Raw genomic sequence first — 22,974 nt, 5'->3', positions numbered from 1 at the left:
TCAAAAAAGCTGCCGGTACAGCAGACATTATTCCACTGTACTGACAGCTCGATAAGAACTTGTTTAGAGACACTGCACTTCTTTACAGCTGAGCATGATCACGCTGCGTGTAGGTTTTGCGTTTCTCCAGCAGCTTGTTGAGCGCATCCAAATAGGCTCTGGCACTGGCTTCAAGAATATCCGTGCTCAGTCCGCGGCCCTGTGCGGCCACTTCACCCTGCGACAGTACGACATGCACCTCTCCCTGCGCGTCTTTGCCCCGGCTGACCGCTTTAATCGAATAATCTCCGAGTGTCACTTCCTCACCCGTAGCCTGATCAATGGCATTATAAATCGCATCCACCGAGCCGTTACCTTCGGCCACCGCCACAATCGGCTGAGCCTCCTGGCTTTTAATAACAACCTTGGCGGTTGGCGTAGCTTCATTGCCATAGGTAACGTAAATCGTCTGCAGGCTGAAAATTTCCGGCGTATCAATCAGCCTCTCTTCCAGCAGCGCCATAATGTCCTCATCGGACACTTCCTTCTTCTTATCCGCCAGTTCCTTGAACCTTGCGAAGGCAGCGTTCACCTCTTCTTCAGAAACATCGTATCCCAGATCGCTAAGCTTATCGCGGAAGGCATGACGTCCGGAGTGTTTGCCAAGCACTAGCTTGCTCTCTTTGAGGCCGATGGTCTCAGGTGTCATGATTTCGTAGGTAGTCTTCTCCTTCAGCATGCCATCCTGATGAATACCCGATTCATGGGCAAAGGCGTTGGCACCAACAATCGCCTTGTTGCCCGGTACCACCATCCCGGTCAGCTTGCTGACCAGACGGCTTGTGCGTGAAATTTCCGAAAGCACCAGCGAAGTTTTTGCATTAAAAAACTCACTACGCGTCTCCAGCGCCAGCGCGACCTCTTCAATCGCCGTATTTCCGGCCCGCTCACCGATACCGTTGATTGTGCCTTCGATTTGATCCGCACCATTCTGGATCGCAGCAAGCGTATTGGCGGTGGCCATACCCAGATCATTATGACAGTGGGCGCTAAGCTGAACCCGCTCGATGTCCGGTACATTGTCCTTCAGGAATTTGAAAATAGCCCCGTATTCCGAAGGGTTCAAATAACCTACTGTATCGGGAATATTCACTACATTGGCACCCTCACGGATGGCCATAGCCACCATCTCGGCCATGAAGTCACGCTCTGTACGCCCCGCATCTTCCAGTGAAAACTCCAGCTTGGAAAAATATTTCTTGGCATAGCGGATAGCGGACTGCGCTGTCTCCAGCACCTGTGCTTTATCCATGCGCAACTTGTGCTGGCGGTGGATGGGTGAGGTGGCAAGAAAAATATGAATGCAGGGGTCCTGCGCTCCCTTCAGCGCTTCTTTCACCGCATCAATGTCACTCTCTCTGGAGCGGGAAAGACCGATCAGGGTAACATTCTTCACGGCTTTTGCCACTGCGTTTACCGCTGCCAGATCACCCGGTGAAGCCGCAGGGAATCCCGCCTCCATCCGGTCAATGCCCAGCTTTTCCAGCTGGTAAGCGATTTCGACTTTCTCTCGTGTGTTGAGGTTCACACCCGGCGACTGCTCTCCGTCACGCAGCGTCGTGTCGAACACATAAATTTTCCGCATGCTGAGCACCTCCTGAAAATTGTGCTTAAACCCTCAAATGCGGCCCGCAAAAGTTACGGCCGCATCTGAGGATTGCACTATAGTTTCAATAATCTTAAGTATATGAGCTTATTTCTTAATCCAGTGCATCATTTCACGCAGCTGGCTGCCTACTACTTCTACCGGATGAGCAGCTTCGTTGCGGCGGGTAGCTGTAAGGAAAGCACGGCCGGACTGGTTCTCAAGGATAAAGTCACGGGCAAATTTACCTTGTTGAATATCGGTAAGCACAGCCTTCATTGCTTTTTTGGTTTCATCCGTAACAATGCGTGGACCGGTTACATAGTCGCCGTATTCAGCAGTGTTGCTGATGGAATCGCGCATAGTGGCAAGTCCGCCTTCATAAACGAGGTCAACGATCAGTTTAAGTTCATGCAGACATTCAAAGTATGCCATTTCAGGAGCATATCCTGCTTCTGTAAGAGTTTCGAAGCCGGCTTTGATCAGAGCGGATACACCACCGCAAAGTACAGCCTGCTCGCCGAACAGATCGGTTTCGGTTTCTTCACGGAATGAGGTTTCGATAACCCCTGCGCGGGTACAGCCAATGCCTTTGGCATAAGCAAGGCCGATTGCTTTAGCATTTCCGGTTGCATCCTGCTCGATAGCGATCAGACCAGGAACGCCGAAGCCTTCAACATAAGTACGGCGAACCATGTGACCCGGGGATTTTGGTGCTACCAGCAGCACATCTGCATCCTTAGGAGCAACGATTTGACCGAAATGCACATTGAAGCCGTGGGAGAACATCAACGCTGCGCCGCTTTTGAGATTCGGTTCAATTTCATTCTTATATACGGATGCCTGTGTTTCGTCCGGCATGAGAATTTGCACTACATCTGCACGGGATACTGCTTCAGCTACCGGCAATACTTCAAACCCGTCATTTTTGGCGGTTTCGAAGGATTTACCTTCGCGCAGGCCGATGACAACCTGAAGCCCGCTGTCGCGCAGGTTTTGCGCCTGGGCATGCCCTTGGCTACCGTACCCGATTACTGCAATTGTCTTCCCTTTTAACACACTAAGTTCTGCATCCTGTTCATAGTACGTTGTCACTGCCATTGTCAATATCCTCCTTTAATTTGGGACCCATCGTAAAGAGCGGGTACTTCAAGAGCGCCAACTCGCGGTGGTGATCCGGACTGAGATTCAGGCTGCTCCTCAAGTCCCCGCTCTTTAGCGGGAACATTCAAATGATCTCATCAAATTAATGCAAACCAGCAGTAATCCGTTAAAGCCGTAAATTATGACAATTAGGCATTGCCGCGAATCATCGCTGTAACTCCTGTACGGGAAAGCTCCTTGATGCCGTATGGCTTGAGAAGTTCAATCATTGCATCAATCTTCTGAGTGTCTCCCACAACCTGCACCAACACGCTTGTTGTACCGATATCGACTACAGAGGCACGGAAGGTTTCGACTACGCCCATAATTTCCGGACGTTCAGCCGGATCAGCTTTGACCTTAATCAGCGCCAATTCACGGGCAACCATCGGTTTGGCACCAAGATCCACTACTTTAATAACATCAATCAGTTTATAGAGCTGCTTCTCAATCTGCTCCAGAGTATGCTGGTCACCAAGTGTAACAATAACCATCCGGGATAATCCAACCTCCTCGGATTGACCCACGGTAATGCTCTCAATATTGAACCCCCGGCGGCCGAACAACCCTGAAACCCGCTGCAGCACACCTGGCTGGTCATTCACAAGCACAGCAATCGTATGTCTCATCACTGTCATTCATCCCCCATCAGCATTTGATCAATGGTTGACCCTTGAGTTACCATCGGGTAGACATTTTCGTCTTTGGGAACAACGAATTCTACCAGAACAGGTCCCGGCGTTTCCAAAGCTTCCTTCCATGCTGCGCCAGCCTCTTCTTTGTTCGTGGCCCGCAGTCCCTTAACACCATAGGCTTCAGCCAGCTTTACGAAATCCGGGCTGCCGGCGAGGTCGGTATAGCTGTAACGCTTCTCATAGATCAGATTCTGCCACTGCCGGACCATCCCAAGCACCTGATTGTTAATAACTACAATCTTGACCGGAATGTTATTAATAGCACAGATGGCAAGCTCCTGGGAACACATCTGCATGCCGCCGTCCCCATTGATCGAGACAACCAGGCGGTCCGGGTGCGCCATTTGCGCTCCGATGGCTGACGGAAATCCGAAGCCCATTGTTCCAAGTCCCCCGGAGGTGATCCATGAACGGGGATGATTAAATTTATAATATTGTGCAGCCCACATCTGATGTTGTCCTACATCTGTAGTAACGATAGCTTCACCTTTGGTGGTGTCGTTTATCATTTCAATAACCCATTGCGGTTTAAGCTCAGTCTCCGAATCCTTGTAGCGAAGCGGCTGATCCAGCTTCCACTGGGCAATTTGTGTTCTCCAGGCATCAGCACCTGCTGCCCGGCGTGCATCGGGAATCAGCATCTCCAGCACTGTCTTCACGTCGCCAACGATCGGAATGTCAGGCGATACATTTTTGCCGATTTCTGCAGGATCGATATCAATATGAACAATCTTGGCTTTTGGCGCGAAGCCGTCCAGCTTGCCGGTAACACGGTCGTCAAACCGGGCACCGATATTAATTAGCAGATCACACTGTTGAATAGCATTGTTGGCGGTATATGTGCCATGCATGCCCGGCATTCCCATCCATAGCTCATCCGCACTCGGGAAACAGCCCAGTCCCAGCAGAGTTGTTGTAATCGGAATTTCCGTCCGTTTTACGAATTCATACATCTCTTCATGCGCTCCGGAGTAGATGACACCGCCGCCTGCAATAATAATCGGACGTTCTGCAGCATCAATGGCCCGGATCAGCTTATCGAGTTGAAGTTTGTTCGGAACGGTCCGCGGGTTATAACCACGAAGGTTAACGCCTTGCAGCTCCACCGGATTGAATAACATTTTGGCTGCCGAGACATCTTTGGGAATATCAATCAGCACCGGACCTTTACGTCCTGTATTGGCAATATGGAACGCCTCATGAATGATTCGCGGCAGATCCTCAACATCACGTACCAGATAGCTATGCTTCGTAATCGGCATTGTGATGCCTGTAATATCCGCTTCCTGGAATGCGTCGGTTCCAATCAGGCTGGAGAAGACGTTCCCGGTGATGACCACCAGCGGAACAGAATCCATAAAGGCGGTGGCAATGCCGGTTACAAGGTTGGTAGCCCCGGGTCCGGAGGTAGCGATGCATACTCCCGCTTTGCCGCTCGCTCTGGCATATCCGTCAGCCGCGTGAATTGCGCCCTGCTCATGCCGGGTCAGAATATGTTTGAAATCATCGAAGCCATGAAGCGCATCGTAGATGTACAGCACAGCCCCGCCCGGGTATCCGAATACAGTATCAACGCCTTCCAGTACTAGACTGCGCAGCAGGACTTCGGATCCCGTAATCACCTCGGGATTCTTCCATTTCTCACGTAACTGCTCTGTAGACCGCACTTCCGGTATATTCGCGCTCATCAGTATTCCTCCCTTCGATATTTAACATTCATTATGAAAATGACAGACCGTCTTTTATACAGCTGTAAGAATTGGCTATACTCCTTGAAAGTTAGTGTTCACCAACCCAGTGCAGCTAACCATCCTCTTATGGGCAACAAAAAAACCTTCCGCCACCCACGCGCAAAATAGAAGCGCGTGAGGGACGAAAGGTTGATCTTCCGTGGTACCACCCATGTTTGCATTACATCTCGCGATGTAACGCCTTATCAGGTAACAAAAATCCATCGATGTAGGCAGGGCCCAAATCTTTGTACCTGAAGTCCCTAACGCGGACTAAACGATTCCCCCTAATAATTCCACCACTGTTGCCGATGGACCTTTCAGGAAAACAGCTCCGAGGTGAGCTCGTATATAAGGGATTCTGGTGGAGGTTGCAGCAATTCCTCTCACTCTCTGAGCAAAAGAGCCCTTAAAACTTCGTCCTCATCATTGCCGATGCATGTATGTTCGATAAAATGTTTAGACACATTATATGATTCCTCACACGGTTAAGTCAATACCCTTATTTCCGTAACTGACACAAATTGTTGTTCTGGTTTGCCGTAACGCCCACACCGCCCTGGGCATATGATGTACGACAATGCGTGGAAAGGAGGCGCTCTATGATTCGTTACCGTAGACCAAAGCAGGACGACACCGTCATTCTGGATCTGATTGAAAAGCAGCTCGTCCCATTATCCCATCTCCCCCAAACCGTAATTAATCAGGTCAGAAAAGATCTGCCCCGCCGCTTGGGGCAAGGAGTTACACTGGTAGCCTGCCCAGACTATGAGAGCGATCCGCTGGGGTTTGTCCACTTTATGCTGCACGGTGATCTGCTGTATATTGATATGCTGGCCGTAGCCCCTGCAGCAAGGCGCAAACATTGGGGGAATATGCTCATGGACCGCGCAGAGCGGTTTGCATTATCTCGCGGTTGTCAGCGGGCCAAGGTTGCTGTTGATACTGGAAATACTGCCGGTATTTCCTTTTATCAAAAAATGGGCTACAGAGTAGCCCGTTATCAGGCGCAAAACTATTGTTATGAGTTTGAAAAGCAGTTCAATTGACTCTGCTGCTTATAATCTTCTTAAAAAAAGCCAATTGGTGGTACCGGAGCTCCGCCATAAGGTCCAGGAGCATATCCTCCATACTTGTTATAACCATATCCACCATATGGATTGCCTCCATACGGGTACCCCCCATAACCAGGGCCATATCCGCCGGCATAAGGGGCTGTGCCTACGGCAAGCAAATCAAACAGTACCAGCGGGATCAATGCTTTGGTTTGTACTTTCTTACCGCTGACACGCTGTAGGATTAGACGGTTTCCAGAAATGCGGAGCAGCTTGCCCGTCACTTTAGAACCATCTTTTTTCACTGCAACGATATTTCTGCCCACCAGCTTCATTACCTGTTTCTTTGTAACCGGCTGTGCCATAATATCCCTCCTAAAAGTTTAGTAAGCGTCTGCTTACACATCTGTCTCATATGCATTAGCATAAGTTTCAACACAGTTTATTCGGCGCGTCTGCTGTTCGCCTGTACACATGCCCTGTCCAGCGAAAGAGTGGCAATAACTTGTGGTTTAGCCACACTGCAACCTCTGCAGATATGACTCAAAACAAAGTGGAAACGGCTTTGCCGTCCTCAAAAGGACGGCATCCGTTTCAGCGAGAAATAGAAGGATAATTTATAGCATGAAGCCTATAAATTCTTATATTGCACAAAAAAACGCATTTTCGGCAACAGCCGGAAATGCGTTTTTGATTAATACTGCTATTCAAATCAACTGCGGGTCTAACGTTTGCCGGGATCGTATGGCTCACCGAGCGCTTTTGGCGCCGAAGAGCGGCCGACAGCACTTACCAGCACTATAATCGTCAATACATAAGGAATCATAAAGATAAATTCCTGAGGGATACTATTGGACCATTCAAACAACTGCACATAGTTGCGGATAGCCTGGGAGAATCCGAAGAATACTGCGGCTCCAAAGGCACCAAGCGGGTTCCATTTACCGAAGATCATTGCTGCAATGGCAATAAAACCTTGACCGGAGATCGTATTATGCCCAAAGGTACCTGTAGTCGTCAGCGTAATTGTCGCTCCGCCGATACCGGCCAGCAGGCCACTCAGCATAACTCCGATATATCTCATCCGCTTTACATTGACACCCAGCGTATCTGCAGCACTCGGATGTTCGCCAACTGCGCGTAAGCGAAGGCCAAAAGGAGTCTTAAACAACACAAAGTAAATGACAATAACCAGCACAATCGCCAAATAGGTTGTCGGATAGGAATTAAAAATCCCTTCGCCAATAACCGGAATCTTCGAAAGACCTGGCACCGGTATTTTTTTGAAGCCATCCAGCAGCGGTGTTTCACCAGCGCCCTCAAAAAGCAGCTTAACTATATAAAGCGTACTGCCGGCAGCAAGGAAGTTAATTACCGTACCGCTGATCGTCTGATCGGCTTTAAAGGTAATTGCGGCCACCGCATGAATCAATGAGCCAATCACACCCACAGCCATAGCGCAAATCACACCAACCCACGGAGCCCATGCCCCCATTCCGGCATCCTGGGCATAATATCCGCCCACGGCTGCCGCAAAGGCACCAAACATCATCAAACCTTCAAGACCGATATTGACTACCCCGGAGCGTTCAGAGAAGATGCCGCCCAGCGCGGCAAAAATGAGCGCTGTGGAGAATACAAGCGTTGTATTGAGCAGTTGTCCTAACGTCTGCAGATCCATCTATAACACCTTCTCTTTCTTACGCTTGAAGTAAAACGGTTTAAGCACCCAGCGGATAATTCCTTGTGCCGCAATAAAAAATATAATTGAACCGATTACGATACGGATCAGTTCCGGTGGAACATCTGCTCCAAAGCTCATGCCTGCCGAACCATACGTCAGTATTCCATACAGGATAGCGGCCAGTACGACTCCAAGCGGATGAGTCAGTCCAAGAAGCGCGACGGCGATGCCGTCAAATCCATAACCCGGCGAGGCAGCGAAGACGGATTGATAGTGGAATACGCCCAGCACCTCACCTGCTCCCGCCAGCCCGGCGAAAGCGCCACTGATGAACATCGCCTTCACTACATTGCGTGCAACATTCATCCCTGCATATTCTGCGGCATGCGGATTGAGTCCGACCGCACGCATTTCATATCCTTGTTTGGTCTTCCATAAGTACACGTAGAAGAATAGCGCTGCAGCAAGCGCAACTACTGTACCCCAGTGCAGACGGGCGTTATCAAACAGAGAATTCAAGAAGTTCATGGAAAGCGAAGCGGGAATATCCTCCGAACGGCTTTGCTTTGGAAGAAGCAAAAATGTATTTACAATGTAATTTGCCAGATAGAGCGCGATCCAGTTCAGCATAATGGTAGTGATAACTTCATTAATGCCGCGTTTCGCCTTAAGGAAGCCGGCAATTCCAGCCCACAAGCCGCCGCAGAGCCCTGCAGCAATGACAGCAAGCGGGACCAGCAGGAATGGCGGCAGTCCGGCCAGCTTAATACCGACCACTGAAGCGGCGGTCATACCGATAAGCACTTGGCCATCCGCACCAATGTTAAACATTCCTGAGCGGAAGGCAAAGGCTACGGCAAGCCCGGTAAACATCAGCGGCGTCATTTCACGTATTGCCTCACCGAAATCATAAGCACTGCCAAATACACGCTGGAACAGGGATGAATAGGCGAGGATAGGGTCATATCCGCCGACCAGCATTACGACAGCTCCTACCAGGAAACCCATTATTATTGCAACAATCGGCACAATATAGCTGTCTGTCGCAAATATTTTTTTCAGTCTATGCACCCGCTTTTCCTCCCCGCTTCAAGCTGCCGGCCATCATCAGACCCAGTTCCTGGTCATTCGTATCCTGCGGCAATACTTCGCCGACGATTTGCCCTTCATAGATAACGGCAATTCTGTCGGAAACATTCATAATCTCATCCAGTTCGAAAGAAATCAGCAGCACGGCTTTGCCCTGATCACGCTGGGCAATCAGCTGCTTCTGCACGAACTCAATCGCTCCGACATCAAGACCACGTGTCGGCTGAGCCGCAATCAGGAGTGTCGGATTTTTGTCTATTTCCCGCGCAATAATCGCTTTTTGCTGATTACCGCCTGACAAAGAGCGGGCTTTGTTCTCAATCGAAGGCGTACGCACATCAAACTGCTTGACCAAATCCTCGGCATGCTGATTGATTACGTCTTTCTTCAGGAAGCCAGACTGGTTATACGGACTCTTGTAGTACGTTTCCAATACCATATTTTCACTAACACTGAAATCGAGCACAAGCCCGTGTTTATGACGGTCTTCCGGAATATGGGATACATTCATTTCCGAGATTTTGCGTGGAGACAGGTTGGAAATTTCTTTACCGGATACGGTAATAGAACCGGAATCAATTTTGCGGAGTCCCGTGATCGCCTGGATCAGCTCACTTTGTCCGTTGCCGTCAACGCCTGCAATCCCAAGGATTTCACCAGCCTTCACTTCAAAGCTGAGGCCATTCAGCACAGATACGCCTTCCTTGCTCTTGCTGCTGACATTGGACAGCTTAAGGACGCTGGATCCCACATGCGGAGCCTGCTTGTCCACTTTGAATGTCACGCCGCGTCCGACCATTTTTTCAGCTAGCTCATTCGGATTCGTCCCGGCAGTCTTAACGGTATCAATCACCTTTCCACGACGGATGATCGTAACCCGATCGGAAATCTGCATGATTTCTTTAAGCTTATGTGTAATTAGAATAATGGATTTGCCTTCTGCAACGAGCCGCTTCATGATCGCCATAAGCTCAGTAATCTCCTGCGGCGTCAATACAGCGGTAGGCTCGTCGAATATAAGTATATCCGCTCCGCGATACAGGGTTTTCATAATCTCTACCCGTTGCTGCATGCCGACCGAAATGTCATGAATTTTGGCATTTGGATTGACCTGCAGGCCATATTGATCCGATAGTTTGCGAACCTGCTCCGAAGCGGATTTATAGTCGATTTTAAGTCCTTTTTTCGGTTCCATGCCCAGAACAATGTTCTCAGTGACCGTAAAAGGCTCTACAAGCTTGAAATGTTGGTGGACCATACCAATGCCAAGCTCAATAGCTTTATTAGGGCTATCGATAATAACCGGTTTCCCGTCGATTTCGATGCTGCCTTCATCGGGCTGGTATAGTCCGAATACGATATTCATCAAGGTGGACTTACCTGCACCGTTCTCACCGAGCAGCGCATGGATCTCCCCTTTTTCCAGCGTCAGACTTATAGAGTCGTTCGCTACAATACCGGGAAAGCGTTTTGTGATTTGCTTCAACTCTACGACAGGAGCCGCAGCACTCATGGAATCACCCTCATCACAGAATATATAATAGACATACAGACACGGCTGTACCGCCCCTTGCGAGGCGGCACTGCTGTGTTCACGTATAACTTTTAACAGGGAACAAGGCCAGCTTTAGAACCGGCCTTGTTCCTTATACTTTATGGTAAAGCTGCAAGCACGATCTCAACGATTACTCAGATGGAACAGTGATTTTGCCATCGATGATTTGTTTTTTGAAATCCTCAACTTTAGCCAGAATTTCTTCGGATACATTGGCTTTCGATGTTTCAGGAAGGCCTACGCCGTTGTCTTTCAGACCCAGTACGGTTGTAGTGCCGCCTTTGAATGTTCCGTCAACCACTTGTTGGGAAACTTTCTTAACCGCTTCGTCAACACGTTTGATCATGGAAGTCAAAGTTACATCGTCGCCAAATTCTATGGATTGGTCTTTATCTACGCCGATTACCCATACTTTATCGCCGCCTGCATCATTGCGGGATTTAGCTTCATTGAACACGCCGTTGCCAGTTGCGCCGGCAGCAGGGAAGATGATGTCATTACCGGCATCATACAGGGTAGCAGCCAGGGATTTACCTGTATCAGGCTTGTCATAAGCGCCTGCATAAGTATTGGTTACTGTTGCTTCAGGGTTAACTGCTTCTACGCCGGCCTTGAAGCCAACTTCAAAACGTTTGATAACCGGGCTGTCCATACCGCCTATGAAGGCCACTTTGTTAGTTTTAGTTGTCAAACCGGCAACAACACCCACCAGGAAGGATCCTTCATTCTCAGAGAAAGTAACGGACTCAACATTTGGAGCGTCTACAACGCTATCGATGATTGCCAGTTTGGCATCCGGATTGGCTTTAGCTACTTCCAGCAAAGCGTCCCCAAGGTCAAAGCCGATCCCCCAAGTCAGATCGTAGCCGCCCTTTACGAATTGGTTAAGGTTTGGTACATAGTCTGCGTTGGCTTTACTTTGCAGATATTTAATTTCCACACCGGATTCTTTATTAAGAGCTTCCAGGGCTTCCCAGGCAGATTGATTAAACGATTTATCGTTTACCCCGCCTACGTCTGTAACCAGCCCTACCTTAACGTCGGATGCGCCGTCCTTTTTGTTACCGCAACCTGCCAAAATGACACTGGTTGCCATCAACATAACGAGCGACAATTTGAAAACCTTTTTCATCGAATGTGATCCCCCTTAAGAAATTGGATGTCTTCTGTGTTCTGCTTGGACATACCATTAGCTCAAATTATAACTGTAAAAAAACCTAAAATCCAGTCTATAAATGACCTCAGGTCAATAATAATTTGCATTTTTCACCAAGAAAACGCTTACCCTAACACAAAATGTTATATTTATGTCTATTCGATGTTAGAAAAGCTCGAAATAGTTAAACATATTCCTATAACCTTATAAATATTATTGCACACAAATGCATTTTCTATTATCATGATTGTTTATATCTTGCATGAAAAGGGAGTACTGAAAAATATGGATGATCAAAACACCCCACAAGACGCGCCCGCCTTTAAATACAGCCGTGAATCCCGCGTGTTCAAAACCGGCCGTGTCTTCCCGAATGATGTCAACAACCACAAAACCCTGTTTGGCGGCAAGCTGATGAGCACCATTGATGAGGTTGCCTCCATCTCGGCTATGCGCCATTGCCGCACGAATGTGGTAACCGCCTCTGCTGACTCCGTTGACTTCCTTCTGCCAATCAGACCTACGGACTCCGTGTGCTTCGAATCCTTCGTCTCCTGGACAGGACGCACAAGTATCGAGGTCTTTGTGAAGATTATCTCGGAGAACCTATACACAGGCGAGCGTGTTGTCGCCGCTACGTCATTCCTAACCTTTGTAGCGGTGCATGAGGATGGCACACCTGCTCCAGTTCCGGCTATTATCCCCGAGACCGATGAAGAGAAGCTGATCAGCGAATCTGCCAATGAACGTTCAGAGCTGCGCAAACTAAGACGAACCAATAGCAAAAAGCTGGCTTCACAATTGAGCACCACCAAGTACTGGGAATAAAATCCCAACTGCAAGCCCCCTCCCTTACAGAATCTAGCCGGCAGGGGGCTTCTCTGAATGTCGCCGCGCAAAAAAAGCACCACCCGCAGGTGGTGCTTTTCGGTTTATTTATTCCTCTTACGCGTTGATCTTCTCTTTGGCTACAACAGCCAGGGAGTTGAATGCGTTAAGATCGTTTACTGCCAGGTCAGCCAGCATTTTACGGTTCACTTCTACGCCAGCCAATTTAAGGCCGAATACAAGCTTGCTGTAGGACAGGCCGTTCAAACGAGCTGCTGCGTTGATACGAACGATCCACAGTCTGCGGAAGTTACGTTTAGTTTGACGACGGTCACGGTATGCGTAAACCATCGATTTCATTACTTGCTCGTTAGCTGTTTTGAAAATGCGGTGCTTGGAACCGAAATAACCCTTTGCCAATTTCAACACTTTTTTATGTCTACGACGAACTACAAATCCGCCTTTAACTCTTGCCATATTAATAAACCTCCCAAAAATGTGTGATAAAACTATTTCAAGTTAGCGAGTCCTTGTTTCAAACGTCTTACATCCCCAGGGGCCATTACTGGATTGCCGTTCAATACGCGTTTAGCGCGTTTCGATTTGTGGGACAGCAAGTGATTCTTGTGAGCTTTGTAACGCAGTACTTTACCAGTTCCGGTAATTTTGAAGCGGCCTTTCAGGCTGCTATGTGTTTTCATTTTAGGCATGGTGTTTCCTCCTTGAATATTATGCGGCGCCAAATTGCTGTGCAAGTGACTCCAAATTATTGGGCTTTAGGAGCCAGAATCATAATCATGCTGCGGCCTTCCAGCTTAGGCTGGCGCTCAACAACAGAGATATCTTCCACTTCGGTCTTAACACGTTCCAGGATCTTCTGGCCGATGCTAGCGTGGGTAATCTCACGTCCGCGGAAACGAACGGAGCATTTCACTTTATCGCCTTCGCCCAGGAACTTAATCACATTGCGGAACTTGGTTTGGTAATCATGTTCCTCAATGTTGGCACGGAACCAGACTTCTTTAAGATCCACGATCTTCTGGTTCTTGCGTGCTTCCTTCTCTTTCTTCTGTGTTTCATAACGGAACTTGCCGTAATCCATGATGCGGCATACCGGCGGTTTCGCCTGCGGTGCTACGTTGACTAAATCAAGATTAAGATCAATCGCCATTTGCAACGCTTCGCGGATCGGCTTAATTCCGATTTGCTCGCCTTCCGCTCCAACCAACCGAACCTCTTTGGCCCGAATTTCATCATTGATCATATGTTCCTTACTGATAATACTCCACCTCCGGATCTACTTTACAATTATTTTATTTACGGTTCTCCATAAAAAAGGGATGCCGGTAACTCCCCGACACCCCGTTTGATCAACGTTCATGAATTATAACCATTCATAAAGCATTGAGATCAAAACCAGCTGGCGTATTTGCCAGTCAGGTGAGAAGCCGGTGCTTCTGCTTGCAATCCCTATGTTTTGCACACTTGAATACTATACAATACTCCGCAAGGAGTGTCAACATGTTCTTTTGTGAAAATCCGGGCTTATCCTTGCTTGCTCTGAACTTCCTCAAGCCGCACGACACGCGTGTGCTTGGTATGGCTCCATTGTTTGTTGTTCTGCGTGAAGAAGGCATAGAACGTAATTGGATACCAGGAAAGCAGATACACTGGAAAGACCAGCAGGTAAAGATACACTTTTTTGAACTTGACCTTCTCCAGCGCCATGGCCAGCAGGAAGGTGACAACATTGGCGCCGACTGCAAAGAAGCTGAGCCAGAGCGGCAAATAACCGTAAATATTGGCAATATGCGGACCATTAAGCAGCGAAGTGTCTACCCACATTACAGCAGTCATCAGGAACGTCAGCAGCACGATGTAGACATTCACCCCATACAGCGCGAGATCCAGCTTCGTCAGGCTGCGTTCTTTAATGGCTTGCCACAACAAAGGGAAGAAGTAGCGGCGGGCCACTGTAAAGTGTCCCTGCATCCAGCGCAGCCGCTGTCTGGAGGATGCTTTGAACGTAAGCGGCTTCTCATCAAATACCTTGGCATCATAGTTGAACTTTGGAAATACGCCTTTGGATGCGCTCCGCATCGTAAACTCCAAATCCTCAACAAGGCTTGTTGCTCCCCAGCCCATCTCTTTAAGCAGATTGGTTTCGAAGCACATACCGGTTCCGCCCAGGAAGTTGGCCATGTTCAAATTATGGCGCGACAGCTGCCACAAGCGGTTGATGTACCAGTAAGATACGCCGTATGCAGCAGTAATCCATGAATCCTCCGGATTCTTCGTATCAATATAACCTTGAATTACACGCCCGCCTGCGCAGAGATCATTATTCATCTCTGTGAGGAATTCGGTATGTGCAAGGTTGTCGGCGTCGAACATGACAACTGCATCATACTGTCTCGGCATCGCCCATAGTTCCTTGAGCATCCACTCGATTGCGTAGCCCTTGCCCCGAAGGTTGGTATTGGTGCGGACACAGGCATTCATTCCGTGCTCACGCACAATTCTTGCGGTGCCGTCTGTACAATTGTCGCAGATGACAAATACATCGTACAACTCTTGGGGATAATTAAGCTGTTTCAAATTCTCCATCAATGCGCCGACGACTTCTTCCTCGTTGTGCGCTGCAACCAATACAGCAAATGATTTTTCCGGCCCGAACTGTACCTTATTCTTTTTCTTGCGCAGTCCAAACAACGATAATGTGAACTGATAGACTGCGATTGCCGCCAAGATCACTTGGAGCGTAACAAACAATGCGTCTGTCATGATCTTTTGATGCCCCCTTTTTCACTCTTGGTATGCTTTTTCTTTTTCTCTCTCTCTGTCTTATTAAACGTTCTTTCTGACCCTTTTGTTGCATTCCTTACAGTAGACCAAGAGTTTCCCCTTTTTGTGGAGTAGGCTTCAATTTATATATATCCCGTTTATAAAGATGTTATAGAGATCCCAAATGGCGGACTCCCCGATTCTCTGTAACCTTATAAACATGTTTAGCCTACTTGAATCATTGTAAGGTGTAAGGGGTTGTTAAGTCAAAACTGGCATTTTCCGACCTTAACCGAGCTTTTTCTTGAAATGGACTGCTTTAAAAACGTATGATATAGACAGCTTTTAGGTCTTGGATCGAGTGGCTGCTGCTGCGTTTATTATCCTCAGCCGGACTATCGGAGGGACAAAGTATGAAACATTTATTCATGAAACTACATCTCTGGGAACGGCAAATTTTCAAGTGGATCAACGGACGATTGCACAACCCCTTTTTGAACTTTTGGCTTTTCTATCTTACCCATCTGGGCGGAGCAACAAGCGCCATCGGTATCAATGTGCTAATCTGGGCGCTCTCACCCCAGCCTTTGAGAACAACGGGACTCCAGGCTCTCACGGCTCTGGCTGTCAGCCATCTGCCCGTCGCTGTTGCTAAAAAGTTATACCCGCGCATGCGCCCTTATCTGGCGCTGCCGGGAACGAATACGTTTCATAATCCGCTTAAAGATCATTCTTTTCCATCAGGTCATACTACAGCTATCTTCGCCTCAACGGTACCTTATATGGCGGCTTACCCTGCCTTGACCGTTTTCCTGCTGCCACTGGCCGCTATTGTCGGTTTCTCCCGAATTTATTTGGGACTGCATTACCCTTCTGACGTTCTTGCAGGAGCGGTTATCGGCGCTGGCGTTGCGGCAGGCACCGTTGTTTTATGGATCTGAAGCCTGCATCATAAGCCTTAACGGCGAAATCCATCCGGGAACAGGTGAATCCAACATTGCGCAAAAAAAGAGTTTTATTGCTGTCGGAAGGTTTTGGCGCAGGACATACGCAGGCAGCTTACGCGCTGTCGAGCAGCCTGCGCAAGTTATCGCCCCAAGTGCAAACAAAGGTGCTGGAGCTAGGGAATTTCCTGAATCCAAAGCTGGCGCCTCTTGTTGTATCGGCATACCGCAAAACAGTGACGACCCAGCCCCGCTTGATGGGGTACGTGTACCGTCACCAGAAATCATTTAATCGTCTTACCACGCTTGCCTTGCACCGCTTATTTTATACACATACGCAAAATATTGTAAAGCAGCTGAGGCCTGATATTATAGTCTGCACCCACTTTATACCCAGCGCTGTAGTGTCCCGTCTGAAACGGCTGGATCCGGCATTCAAAGCACCGCTCGTTACCGTGATCACGGATTATGATGCCCACGCCACCTGGATCAGCCCTGAGGTAGACCGGTATCTGGTATCCACCCCGGAGGTCAAAGCCAAGCTGCGCCGGCGAAACGTATCCGCTGCCAAAATCCAGGTTACCGGCATGCCGGTTCATCCCAGCTTCTGGGAACATCCCGGAAGAGCGGAAATTCTGGAACAGTTCGGCCTGCAGGACTTGCCGACGGTTATGGTTATGGGCGGGGGCTGGGGTATGATGAACGATGAGGTCGTGAACGAAGCGCTGGCGAGCTGGCGGGAGAAAGTCCAGATCGTCTATTGTCTCGGCACAAATGATAAACTGCTGAGTGAGATGAATGAGGACCACCGGTACATTCATCCCAATATCTCCCTGATCGGGTTTACCCGCGAGATTGACAAGCTGATGGAGGTATCCGATCTGCTCGTTACCAAGCCGGGTGGAATGACCTGCAGCGAAGGTCTGGCCAAGGGTATCCCCATGCTCTTTCATCACCCCCTGCCAGGTCAGGAAGAGGAGAACTGCCGCTACTTCACGGCTGCAGGTCTTGGAGAACCGATTTCATCGCTGGATGTAGTTGACAAATGGATGGAGCGGCTGCTCTACAATTATGAGGACGTGCAGGCCAAACGAAAAAGCCATCTGGAGGAGATCGCCAGGTTTCATCCGCTGCAAAGCGCCCAAAGCATTATTGATATGCTCGAATAACGCCCGCAAGAACAAGGGGACATATATAAATGGCAGTCCGGGAGTTTCACCTTGGACTGCCATTTTTGTATGCTTCTGTTCTGGTAGAGACATAAATCGGCAATAACTGATCTACAGCCGGTATTTGTCCAGACGGGTGGCCTGATACCGCTCCAGCGCCTCTGCCCCGACAATCGCTTCGCAGCGATGGATATTGACGCCACGGCCGTAAAATTTGGTCTCATATTCCGTCATGACATGCTCCTCATTAATGACGCCGTCCGCATGCAGGTCCAGAGAGATATTCTTCATTTGCAGGCCATAGTCGGCAAACGCATTAAGGGAGAACTCAAACAGGCTCCGGGAATCCGTCTTCAGATGAATTTCCCCCAACGGACTGAGTAACCCGCGGTATTTGTCAAGAAAACGCGGATGCGTCAGGCGGCGGCGGGCATGCTTGCTCTTCGGCCAGGGATCGCTGAAGTTCAGATAGATACGCTCCAGCTCTCCTGGAGCAAACACTTCCTCAGCGTAGTTAATATTGGCGAGTGCCACTCTAAGGTTAGGAGGCGTCTCATGTCCTGCCGGCTCCCACACCAAACGGGCTTTCTCAGCCGCGCGCCGGATCAATTCATCGTACATATCAACGCCGATAAAATTAATATCGGGATATTTGAAGCTCATTTGACTAATGAACTGTCCTTTACCCATTCCGAATTCCACATGAATCGGATGATCGTTGCCGAACAATTCAGACCACCGCCCCTTGAGGCTGCGTGGATCGAGGATTACCAGATCGGTCTGTTCCTCCAGGCTTTCACGTATTCCTTTTCTTCCGCGTAAACGCATAGGTATTCCTCCGCTTATTCACTTATTACTATAACTATCACTTGCAATATTGTGCCGAACTTATCTGCAAAAGTAAAGGGATTTCAGTGAAGAGATGCTGATTCCGTCTTTTTCTACATATATTTGCCAAAAGGAAAAGGGAATTCTCCGACGGGGGAAAAAAAATCCGCCGGAGAATTCCCTTTATGTTGTATTTGGAATTGGGGTCCACTAGTTCAACAGTTCATAGTCTACCTTGCCGGTGTATTAAAATCAAATTTCTTCTCGAACGCATTTCTGATCTTGCGCTGCGCTTCTGTCTTAATCTTATGGTTGCCATTAAACTCCACACCTGTAAGCGCAAGCGCTTCATCAGGAGTCAATTGCACATCAATGGAGCCTTTGCCTTCGGCATATGATGTTTGAGAATTCATCGTGATCACCTCTTGGGTTTTATTATGGATCGGACGACACGAAATTATGAATTCAATAAATGAAGATTATGCTTGCTGTATCAGGTTTTTTACAATTTAAATATAACATAATGTGTAAGCATTAACAAGTGAAAACCCTTTATTTTTAGCCTTTTTTTCACAGATTCCGCAAGCGACAATGTTACGCTGGGCGCTGTTTTTTGTTACAATGAATAGGTTAAAATAAAATGGCTCTACGTGGCCTTTCCGGAACACCGTCATTTTAGCGACAATATAAGGATAACTTCAGGGGGAAAGCAGTCATCCAGCCCTAAAAATAAACGTTCTTATATTTAAGAGAGGAGCTGCACCTGTTGAGTCTTCTAGAGACCTCTTCTCCACTGCTGTGGGGAGATAAACGATTTCATACCTGGAACTACGAAATGCGCGAACAGATGGATACCAAAGTATTCAAAGTAATGCTCGACGCCGGTTTTACCTGCCCTAACCGTGACGGCTCTATCGCCAAAGGAGGCTGTACCTTCTGCAGCGCCAGAGGATCAGGCGATTTCGCCGGAAGCCGCCGCGACGATCTGGTTACCCAGTTCAACAATGTGCGCGACAGACAGCATCTGAAGTGGCCGAATGCAAAGTATATCGGTTATTTCCAGGCCTACACCAATACGTACGCTCCGGTCGAGGAGCTGAGGGAATATTATGAAGTGATTCTGCAGCAGCCGGGTGTGGTCGGCCTTGCCATCGCCACACGTCCGGATTGCCTGCCGGATGATGTCGTCGAATATCTCGCCGAGCTGAACCAGCGTACGTACCTGTGGGTGGAGATGGGTCTGCAGACCATTCATGATTCCACTTCCGAACTGATCAACCGCGCCCATGATACCAAGTGTTATATCGAGGCTGTCGAGAAGCTGCGCCGTCACGGCATCCGCGTCTGTACCCATATTATTCACGGGCTTCCGCTGGAAACTCATGAAATGATGCTGGAAACTGTTTCGGCTGTTGCACGCATGGGTGTTCAGGGCATCAAAATCCATCTGCTGCATCTCATGCGCAAAACGCCGATGGTCAAGCAATATGAGGCTGGTCTGCTGCGCTTTTTGGAGCAGGACGAATATGTCAAGCTGATCGCCGACTCGCTGGAAATCCTGCCGCCGGAGATGATTGTTCATCGTCTGACTGGGGATGCCCCGCGCGATCTGCTGATCGGGCCTATGTGGAGCCTTAAGAAATGGGAAGTGCTGAACGCCATTGATGATGAGCTGGTTGCACGCGACACCTGGCAGGGTAAGTACTGGAGGAAGAGCTAATGGGCTTTATGTCTGTCCTTAGCTTTGCTCATAAATTAACCGCCGAGCGCCTAATGTCCGGCGGCAGAGCCATTGACGCCACCGTGGGCACCGGTGCCGATACGCTGTTCCTCGCCAAAGCGGCCGGGCCGCGAGGCGGGGTGTACGGCTTCGACATTCAGCCTGCGGCGCTGAAGCTTGCGGAAGAGCGCCTGCGGCTGGCCCGGGAGGAAGCGCCGTCAGCGCTTTCTCCCGTGACGCTGCTGGAGCGCAGCCATGCAGCGATGGCAGATGCCGTTCCGCCGGAGTGGCGCGGAACGGTGTCGGCGGTGATGTTCAACCTCGGCTACCTGCCTTCCGGCGATGCCGACAAGACCATCATCACCGAGCCGGAGAGCACGCTGGCCGCCTTGGAGGCCGCGCTCTCGCTGCTGCGCCCGGGCGGCATCGTCACGGCGGTGCTCTACCCGGGCCATGACGGCGGAGACCGCGAAGCCTCCGCCGTAGAGTCATGGGCGGCAGGGCTTGCCCAGCAGGAGGCGCAGAGCATTGTGTACCGCCAGCTGCAGCGGTCTTCCGCTCCCTACGTAGTAGCCGTAGAGAAGAAAAAGGGAACTGAAGCCTAAATAGCAATGAGCAATATCGGTATTTTGGCATTCAGGTCACGAAATTCACTCGCTCAAGTAACAGAAGCAAGTAAATATTACAAATTGGAAGGAAGATGTAGTGATGACAAAACCATATCCTTTAAAATTTCAGCCGGAGTTTAAAGAACGCGTCTGGGGCGGCCGCGCACTGGAGAAATTTGGGCTCGAACTGCCGGAGGGCCATATTGGCGAAGGCTGGATGATCGCCGATCACCCGAACGGCACCTCGTCCGTTGTAAACGGCGAACTCGCCGGACAGGGTCTCGATCAAATCCGTGAGCAATTCGGACAGGAATGGTTCGGCAGCAAAGGCATCAGCGAAGAAGGCGGAAGATTCCCCCTGCTGATCAAGCTGCTGGACTGTAATGACAACCTTTCCGTGCAAGTGCATCCTACAGATGACTATGAAGGATTGCCGAAGGGTGAACTGGGCAAGACAGAAATGTGGTACGTGCTGGACGCCAAGCCGGGTGCCAAGATCATTTACGGCCTGAAAGAAAATGTCACCAGGGAAACACTGCGTGATGCACTGGAGAATGGAACCGTTATGGACAGCCTTCAGGAGATCACCGTCTCTGCCGGGGATTCCTTCTATATTCCTGCAGGCACCGTTCATGCTCTCTGCGCAGGAGTCGTTGTTGCCGAAATCCAGCAAAACTCTGATACTACATACCGGATTTATGACTATAACCGTCCGGGACTCGACGGCAAGCCGCGCGAGCTTCATATTGAGGATTCATTAAATGTAACCGCCTATGAAGGTGCGGGAGCCACCTCCATGAAGACAGACGGCGCTGTTCCCGGAGAATGGCTGCAAATCGCCTCCTCTCCTTATTTCATCGTTGAAAAAGGCCTCGTAAACGGAGAATGGGAGCTTGCCACGACTCCGGACAGCTTCACCATTCTCGTCATCTGCGAAGGCAGCGGACACCTGACGTGGGAAGGCGGTTCCCAGCCTTATGCAGCAGGGGAATGTTATCTTCTTCCGGCAACCCTTGGCTCTTACGGAATCGAAGGCCACTCCACCGTGCTGCGTTCTTATTTGCCTTAAAATTCATACTTATAAGGCAATTCCACAGCAGGGAATCAATGTAAAGCGGGCTTTTCTCTCGTTACTCTTTCCGATAAAGAGCTGTATCAGCGATTCCTACAATACTCAGATGTATCACTCACATAACAAGCTAATGCTTCAGAGCGGAGTGGGTACGGCGTATGATCAAGGAAGCAGATGTTTTACAAACTTTTAGGAGGGCAGGATAATGCAGGAAAACAGCTTTACAATGACCGATCCCCTTGGCGTGAATATTCATGTGTACGAATGGCTGCCGGAGCCAGAAGCTCCGGTCAGGGGCATCGTGCAAATTGCGCATGGCATGTGTGAGACGGCTGCACGTTATACCCGCTTCGCATTAGCGCTCACCAGGGCCGGATATGCAGTTTATGCCAATGATCACCGTGGGCACGGCAAAACTGCCGGGAAGGTGAACCTGCTTGGCGATACCGGAGAGAACGGATTCTACTGGATGCGGCGCGATATGCTGCAGCTTGCCGGGATTGCCTCTTCCCGGCATGAAGGTCTGCCGATCTTCCTGCTCGCCCACAGCATGAGCTCCTTCCTGGCACAGAAGCTGATGTGTGAGCATGGCAATGAGATATACGCCGGCTTTATTCTCAGCGGCACCAATGGTCCGCGCAATATGCTGAGAGCCGGGGAAACGCTGGCCGGGATGCAGTTCAGACTGCAGGGGGCCCTTCATCGCAGCGTAATGCTGAACGGCCTCGTATTCGGCCCTTACAACCGTTCCTTCTCTCCGGTAAGAACGGCTTTTGACTGGCTGAGCAGTGACACGCAGGAGGTGGACCGTTACATCGCCGATCCTTTCTGCGGCGCGATCTGCACCACCCGCTTCTTCCGGGATTTCTTCCGGCTGCTGCGCGAAATCCAGTCCCGCGAAACACTGCTGACATTATGCAAAAATAAGCCAGTGTATCTGTTCTCCGGGGCCAAGGACCCTGTAGGCATGCAGGGGCAAGGTGTTCTGCGGTTGGCCAGCATCTACAAGGAGCGAGGGTTAAGCGACGTGGAGTACAGGCTGTATCCTGAAGGCAGACATGAAATGCTGAACGAAGTGAATCATAACGAGGTTACAGCCGACGTGTTAGATTGGCTGGTCCGGCACCTCCCTGCCGAGTCTCTGCTTCAATCGAATGCAATATAAAAGCGATCAAAAACAGGCATTCCAGAAATATGGAATGCCTGTTTTTTTGAACAAACTTTTAGTCAAGCCGTCGAAAGTCCAGCATATGAACAAACAGATTAATGTAGCAGACACTCCGTTAAGAA

23 protein-coding genes are annotated in these 22,974 nt (G+C 49.5%); 8 read left to right on the top strand and 15 right to left on the bottom strand.

Annotated features, from left to right (window positions below):
* Window positions 1-82: 82 nt before the first annotated feature.
* The 4 genes from NST99_RS06870 to ilvB form a co-directional block, all read right to left on the bottom strand.
* On the bottom strand, window positions 83-1,624 hold the full coding sequence (locus NST99_RS06870) for a 2-isopropylmalate synthase (protein WP_341090589.1): 1,542 nt from the start codon (window positions 1,622-1,624) through the stop codon (window positions 83-85).
* Between the two features lie 108 nt (window positions 1,625-1,732).
* Window positions 1,733-2,725, bottom strand: coding sequence for a ketol-acid reductoisomerase (ilvC, locus tag NST99_RS06865; protein ID WP_038587276.1), 993 nt, complete (start codon window positions 2,723-2,725; stop codon window positions 1,733-1,735).
* 191 nt (window positions 2,726-2,916) lie between these two features.
* A complete protein-coding gene (gene ilvN, locus NST99_RS06860; protein ID WP_038587274.1) occupies window positions 2,917-3,405 on the bottom strand; it encodes an acetolactate synthase small subunit in 489 nt (162 codons plus the stop codon).
* Complete coding sequence (gene ilvB / locus NST99_RS06855) at window positions 3,402-5,150, bottom strand: biosynthetic-type acetolactate synthase large subunit (RefSeq protein WP_341090588.1); 1,749 nt, start codon at window positions 5,148-5,150, stop codon at window positions 3,402-3,404. Before ilvB ends, ilvN begins: the two co-directional genes overlap by 4 nt.
* A 644-nt stretch (window positions 5,151-5,794) precedes the next feature.
* Between ilvB and NST99_RS06850 the strand changes: the two genes are divergently transcribed.
* The gene (locus NST99_RS06850; RefSeq protein ID WP_038587271.1) at window positions 5,795-6,241 is read left to right on the top strand and encodes a GNAT family N-acetyltransferase; all 447 of its coding nucleotides are present in this window, start codon (window positions 5,795-5,797) and stop codon (window positions 6,239-6,241) included.
* A 20-nt stretch (window positions 6,242-6,261) separates the two neighbouring features.
* Here the strand turns inward: NST99_RS06850 and NST99_RS06845 are convergent, their stop codons facing one another.
* The 5 genes from NST99_RS06845 to NST99_RS06825 all read right to left on the bottom strand — a co-directional run bounded on the left by NST99_RS06845 (window position 6,262) and on the right by NST99_RS06825 (window position 11,707).
* The gene (locus NST99_RS06845) at window positions 6,262-6,612 is read right to left on the bottom strand and encodes a hypothetical protein (protein WP_341090585.1); all 351 of its coding nucleotides are present in this window, start codon (window positions 6,610-6,612) and stop codon (window positions 6,262-6,264) included.
* A gap of 359 nt (window positions 6,613-6,971) precedes the next feature.
* On the bottom strand, window positions 6,972-7,928 hold the full coding sequence (locus tag NST99_RS06840) for an ABC transporter permease (protein ID WP_341090583.1): 957 nt from the start codon (window positions 7,926-7,928) through the stop codon (window positions 6,972-6,974).
* Window positions 7,929-9,002: an ABC transporter permease gene (locus tag NST99_RS06835; RefSeq protein ID WP_341090581.1), complete on the bottom strand. Its 1,074-nt coding sequence runs from the start codon at window positions 9,000-9,002 to the stop codon at window positions 7,929-7,931. It lies immediately after the preceding gene.
* Window positions 8,995-10,533, bottom strand: coding sequence for an ABC transporter ATP-binding protein (locus NST99_RS06830; RefSeq protein ID WP_341090579.1), 1,539 nt, complete (start codon window positions 10,531-10,533; stop codon window positions 8,995-8,997). The genes NST99_RS06835 and NST99_RS06830 overlap by 8 nt, the downstream gene beginning before the upstream one ends.
* Window positions 10,534-10,705: 172 nt before the next feature.
* Window positions 10,706-11,707, bottom strand: coding sequence for a BMP family lipoprotein (locus tag NST99_RS06825; RefSeq protein WP_341090577.1), 1,002 nt, complete (start codon window positions 11,705-11,707; stop codon window positions 10,706-10,708).
* Window positions 11,708-12,016: 309 nt separating this feature from the next.
* Between NST99_RS06825 and NST99_RS06820 the strand changes: the two genes are divergently transcribed.
* Window positions 12,017-12,559 (top strand): acyl-CoA thioesterase, encoded by a 543-nt coding sequence (locus tag NST99_RS06820; RefSeq protein ID WP_341090574.1) that lies wholly within the window; start codon window positions 12,017-12,019, stop codon window positions 12,557-12,559.
* Between the two features lie 117 nt (window positions 12,560-12,676).
* Here the strand turns inward: NST99_RS06820 and rplT are convergent, their stop codons facing one another.
* From rplT to NST99_RS06800, 4 genes are all read right to left on the bottom strand, one after another.
* A complete protein-coding gene (gene rplT / locus NST99_RS06815; RefSeq protein WP_038587257.1) occupies window positions 12,677-13,036 on the bottom strand; it encodes a 50S ribosomal protein L20 in 360 nt (119 codons plus the stop codon).
* Window positions 13,037-13,068: 32 nt separating this feature from the next.
* On the bottom strand, window positions 13,069-13,269 hold the full coding sequence (gene rpmI, locus NST99_RS06810; RefSeq protein WP_036696104.1) for a 50S ribosomal protein L35: 201 nt from the start codon (window positions 13,267-13,269) through the stop codon (window positions 13,069-13,071).
* A gap of 56 nt (window positions 13,270-13,325) precedes the next feature.
* Window positions 13,326-13,823, bottom strand: coding sequence for a translation initiation factor IF-3 (gene infC / locus NST99_RS06805; RefSeq protein ID WP_038587254.1), 498 nt, complete (start codon window positions 13,821-13,823; stop codon window positions 13,326-13,328).
* Between the two features lie 281 nt (window positions 13,824-14,104).
* Complete coding sequence (locus NST99_RS06800) at window positions 14,105-15,343, bottom strand: glycosyltransferase family 2 protein (RefSeq protein ID WP_341090569.1); 1,239 nt, start codon at window positions 15,341-15,343, stop codon at window positions 14,105-14,107.
* 413 nt (window positions 15,344-15,756) lie between these two features.
* Between NST99_RS06800 and NST99_RS06795 the strand changes: the two genes are divergently transcribed.
* Both NST99_RS06795 and NST99_RS06790 read left to right on the top strand, forming a co-directional pair.
* Window positions 15,757-16,284 (top strand): phosphatase PAP2 family protein, encoded by a 528-nt coding sequence (locus NST99_RS06795; RefSeq protein WP_341090565.1) that lies wholly within the window; start codon window positions 15,757-15,759, stop codon window positions 16,282-16,284.
* A gap of 56 nt (window positions 16,285-16,340) precedes the next feature.
* Window positions 16,341-17,456: an MGDG synthase family glycosyltransferase gene (locus NST99_RS06790; RefSeq protein WP_341090563.1), complete on the top strand. Its 1,116-nt coding sequence runs from the start codon at window positions 16,341-16,343 to the stop codon at window positions 17,454-17,456.
* Between the two features lie 111 nt (window positions 17,457-17,567).
* Here NST99_RS06790 and trmB read toward each other — a convergent pair whose 3' ends face one another.
* Window positions 17,568-18,284, bottom strand: a complete 717-nt coding sequence (gene trmB / locus NST99_RS06785; protein ID WP_341090561.1) for a tRNA (guanosine(46)-N7)-methyltransferase TrmB — start codon at window positions 18,282-18,284, stop codon at window positions 17,568-17,570.
* A gap of 230 nt (window positions 18,285-18,514) precedes the next feature.
* Entirely contained in the window at window positions 18,515-18,697 is a 183-nt protein-coding gene (locus NST99_RS06780; protein WP_038587245.1) for a hypothetical protein, read from the bottom strand.
* Window positions 18,698-19,050: 353 nt separating this feature from the next.
* Here NST99_RS06780 and NST99_RS06775 point away from each other — a divergent pair, with 353 nt between their 5' ends.
* From NST99_RS06775 to NST99_RS06760, 4 genes are all read left to right on the top strand, one after another.
* Window positions 19,051-20,004 (top strand): TIGR01212 family radical SAM protein, encoded by a 954-nt coding sequence (locus NST99_RS06775; RefSeq protein WP_341090559.1) that lies wholly within the window; start codon window positions 19,051-19,053, stop codon window positions 20,002-20,004.
* Complete coding sequence (locus NST99_RS06770) at window positions 20,004-20,609, top strand: tRNA (mnm(5)s(2)U34)-methyltransferase (protein WP_341090557.1); 606 nt, start codon at window positions 20,004-20,006, stop codon at window positions 20,607-20,609. Before NST99_RS06775 ends, NST99_RS06770 begins: the two co-directional genes overlap by 1 nt.
* A 103-nt stretch (window positions 20,610-20,712) precedes the next feature.
* A complete protein-coding gene (locus tag NST99_RS06765) occupies window positions 20,713-21,681 on the top strand; it encodes a type I phosphomannose isomerase catalytic subunit (RefSeq protein ID WP_341090556.1) in 969 nt (322 codons plus the stop codon).
* Window positions 21,682-21,889: 208 nt separating this feature from the next.
* Entirely contained in the window at window positions 21,890-22,849 is a 960-nt protein-coding gene (locus NST99_RS06760) for a serine aminopeptidase domain-containing protein (protein ID WP_341090555.1), read from the top strand.
* Window positions 22,850-22,974 lie beyond the last annotated feature (125 nt).

The organism is Paenibacillus sp. FSL L8-0470 (assembly GCF_038008625.1).
Taxonomy (GTDB): Bacteria; Bacillota; Bacilli; order Paenibacillales; family Paenibacillaceae; genus Paenibacillus_AQ.
This window is presented reverse-complemented; position numbering and strand designations above follow the sequence as displayed.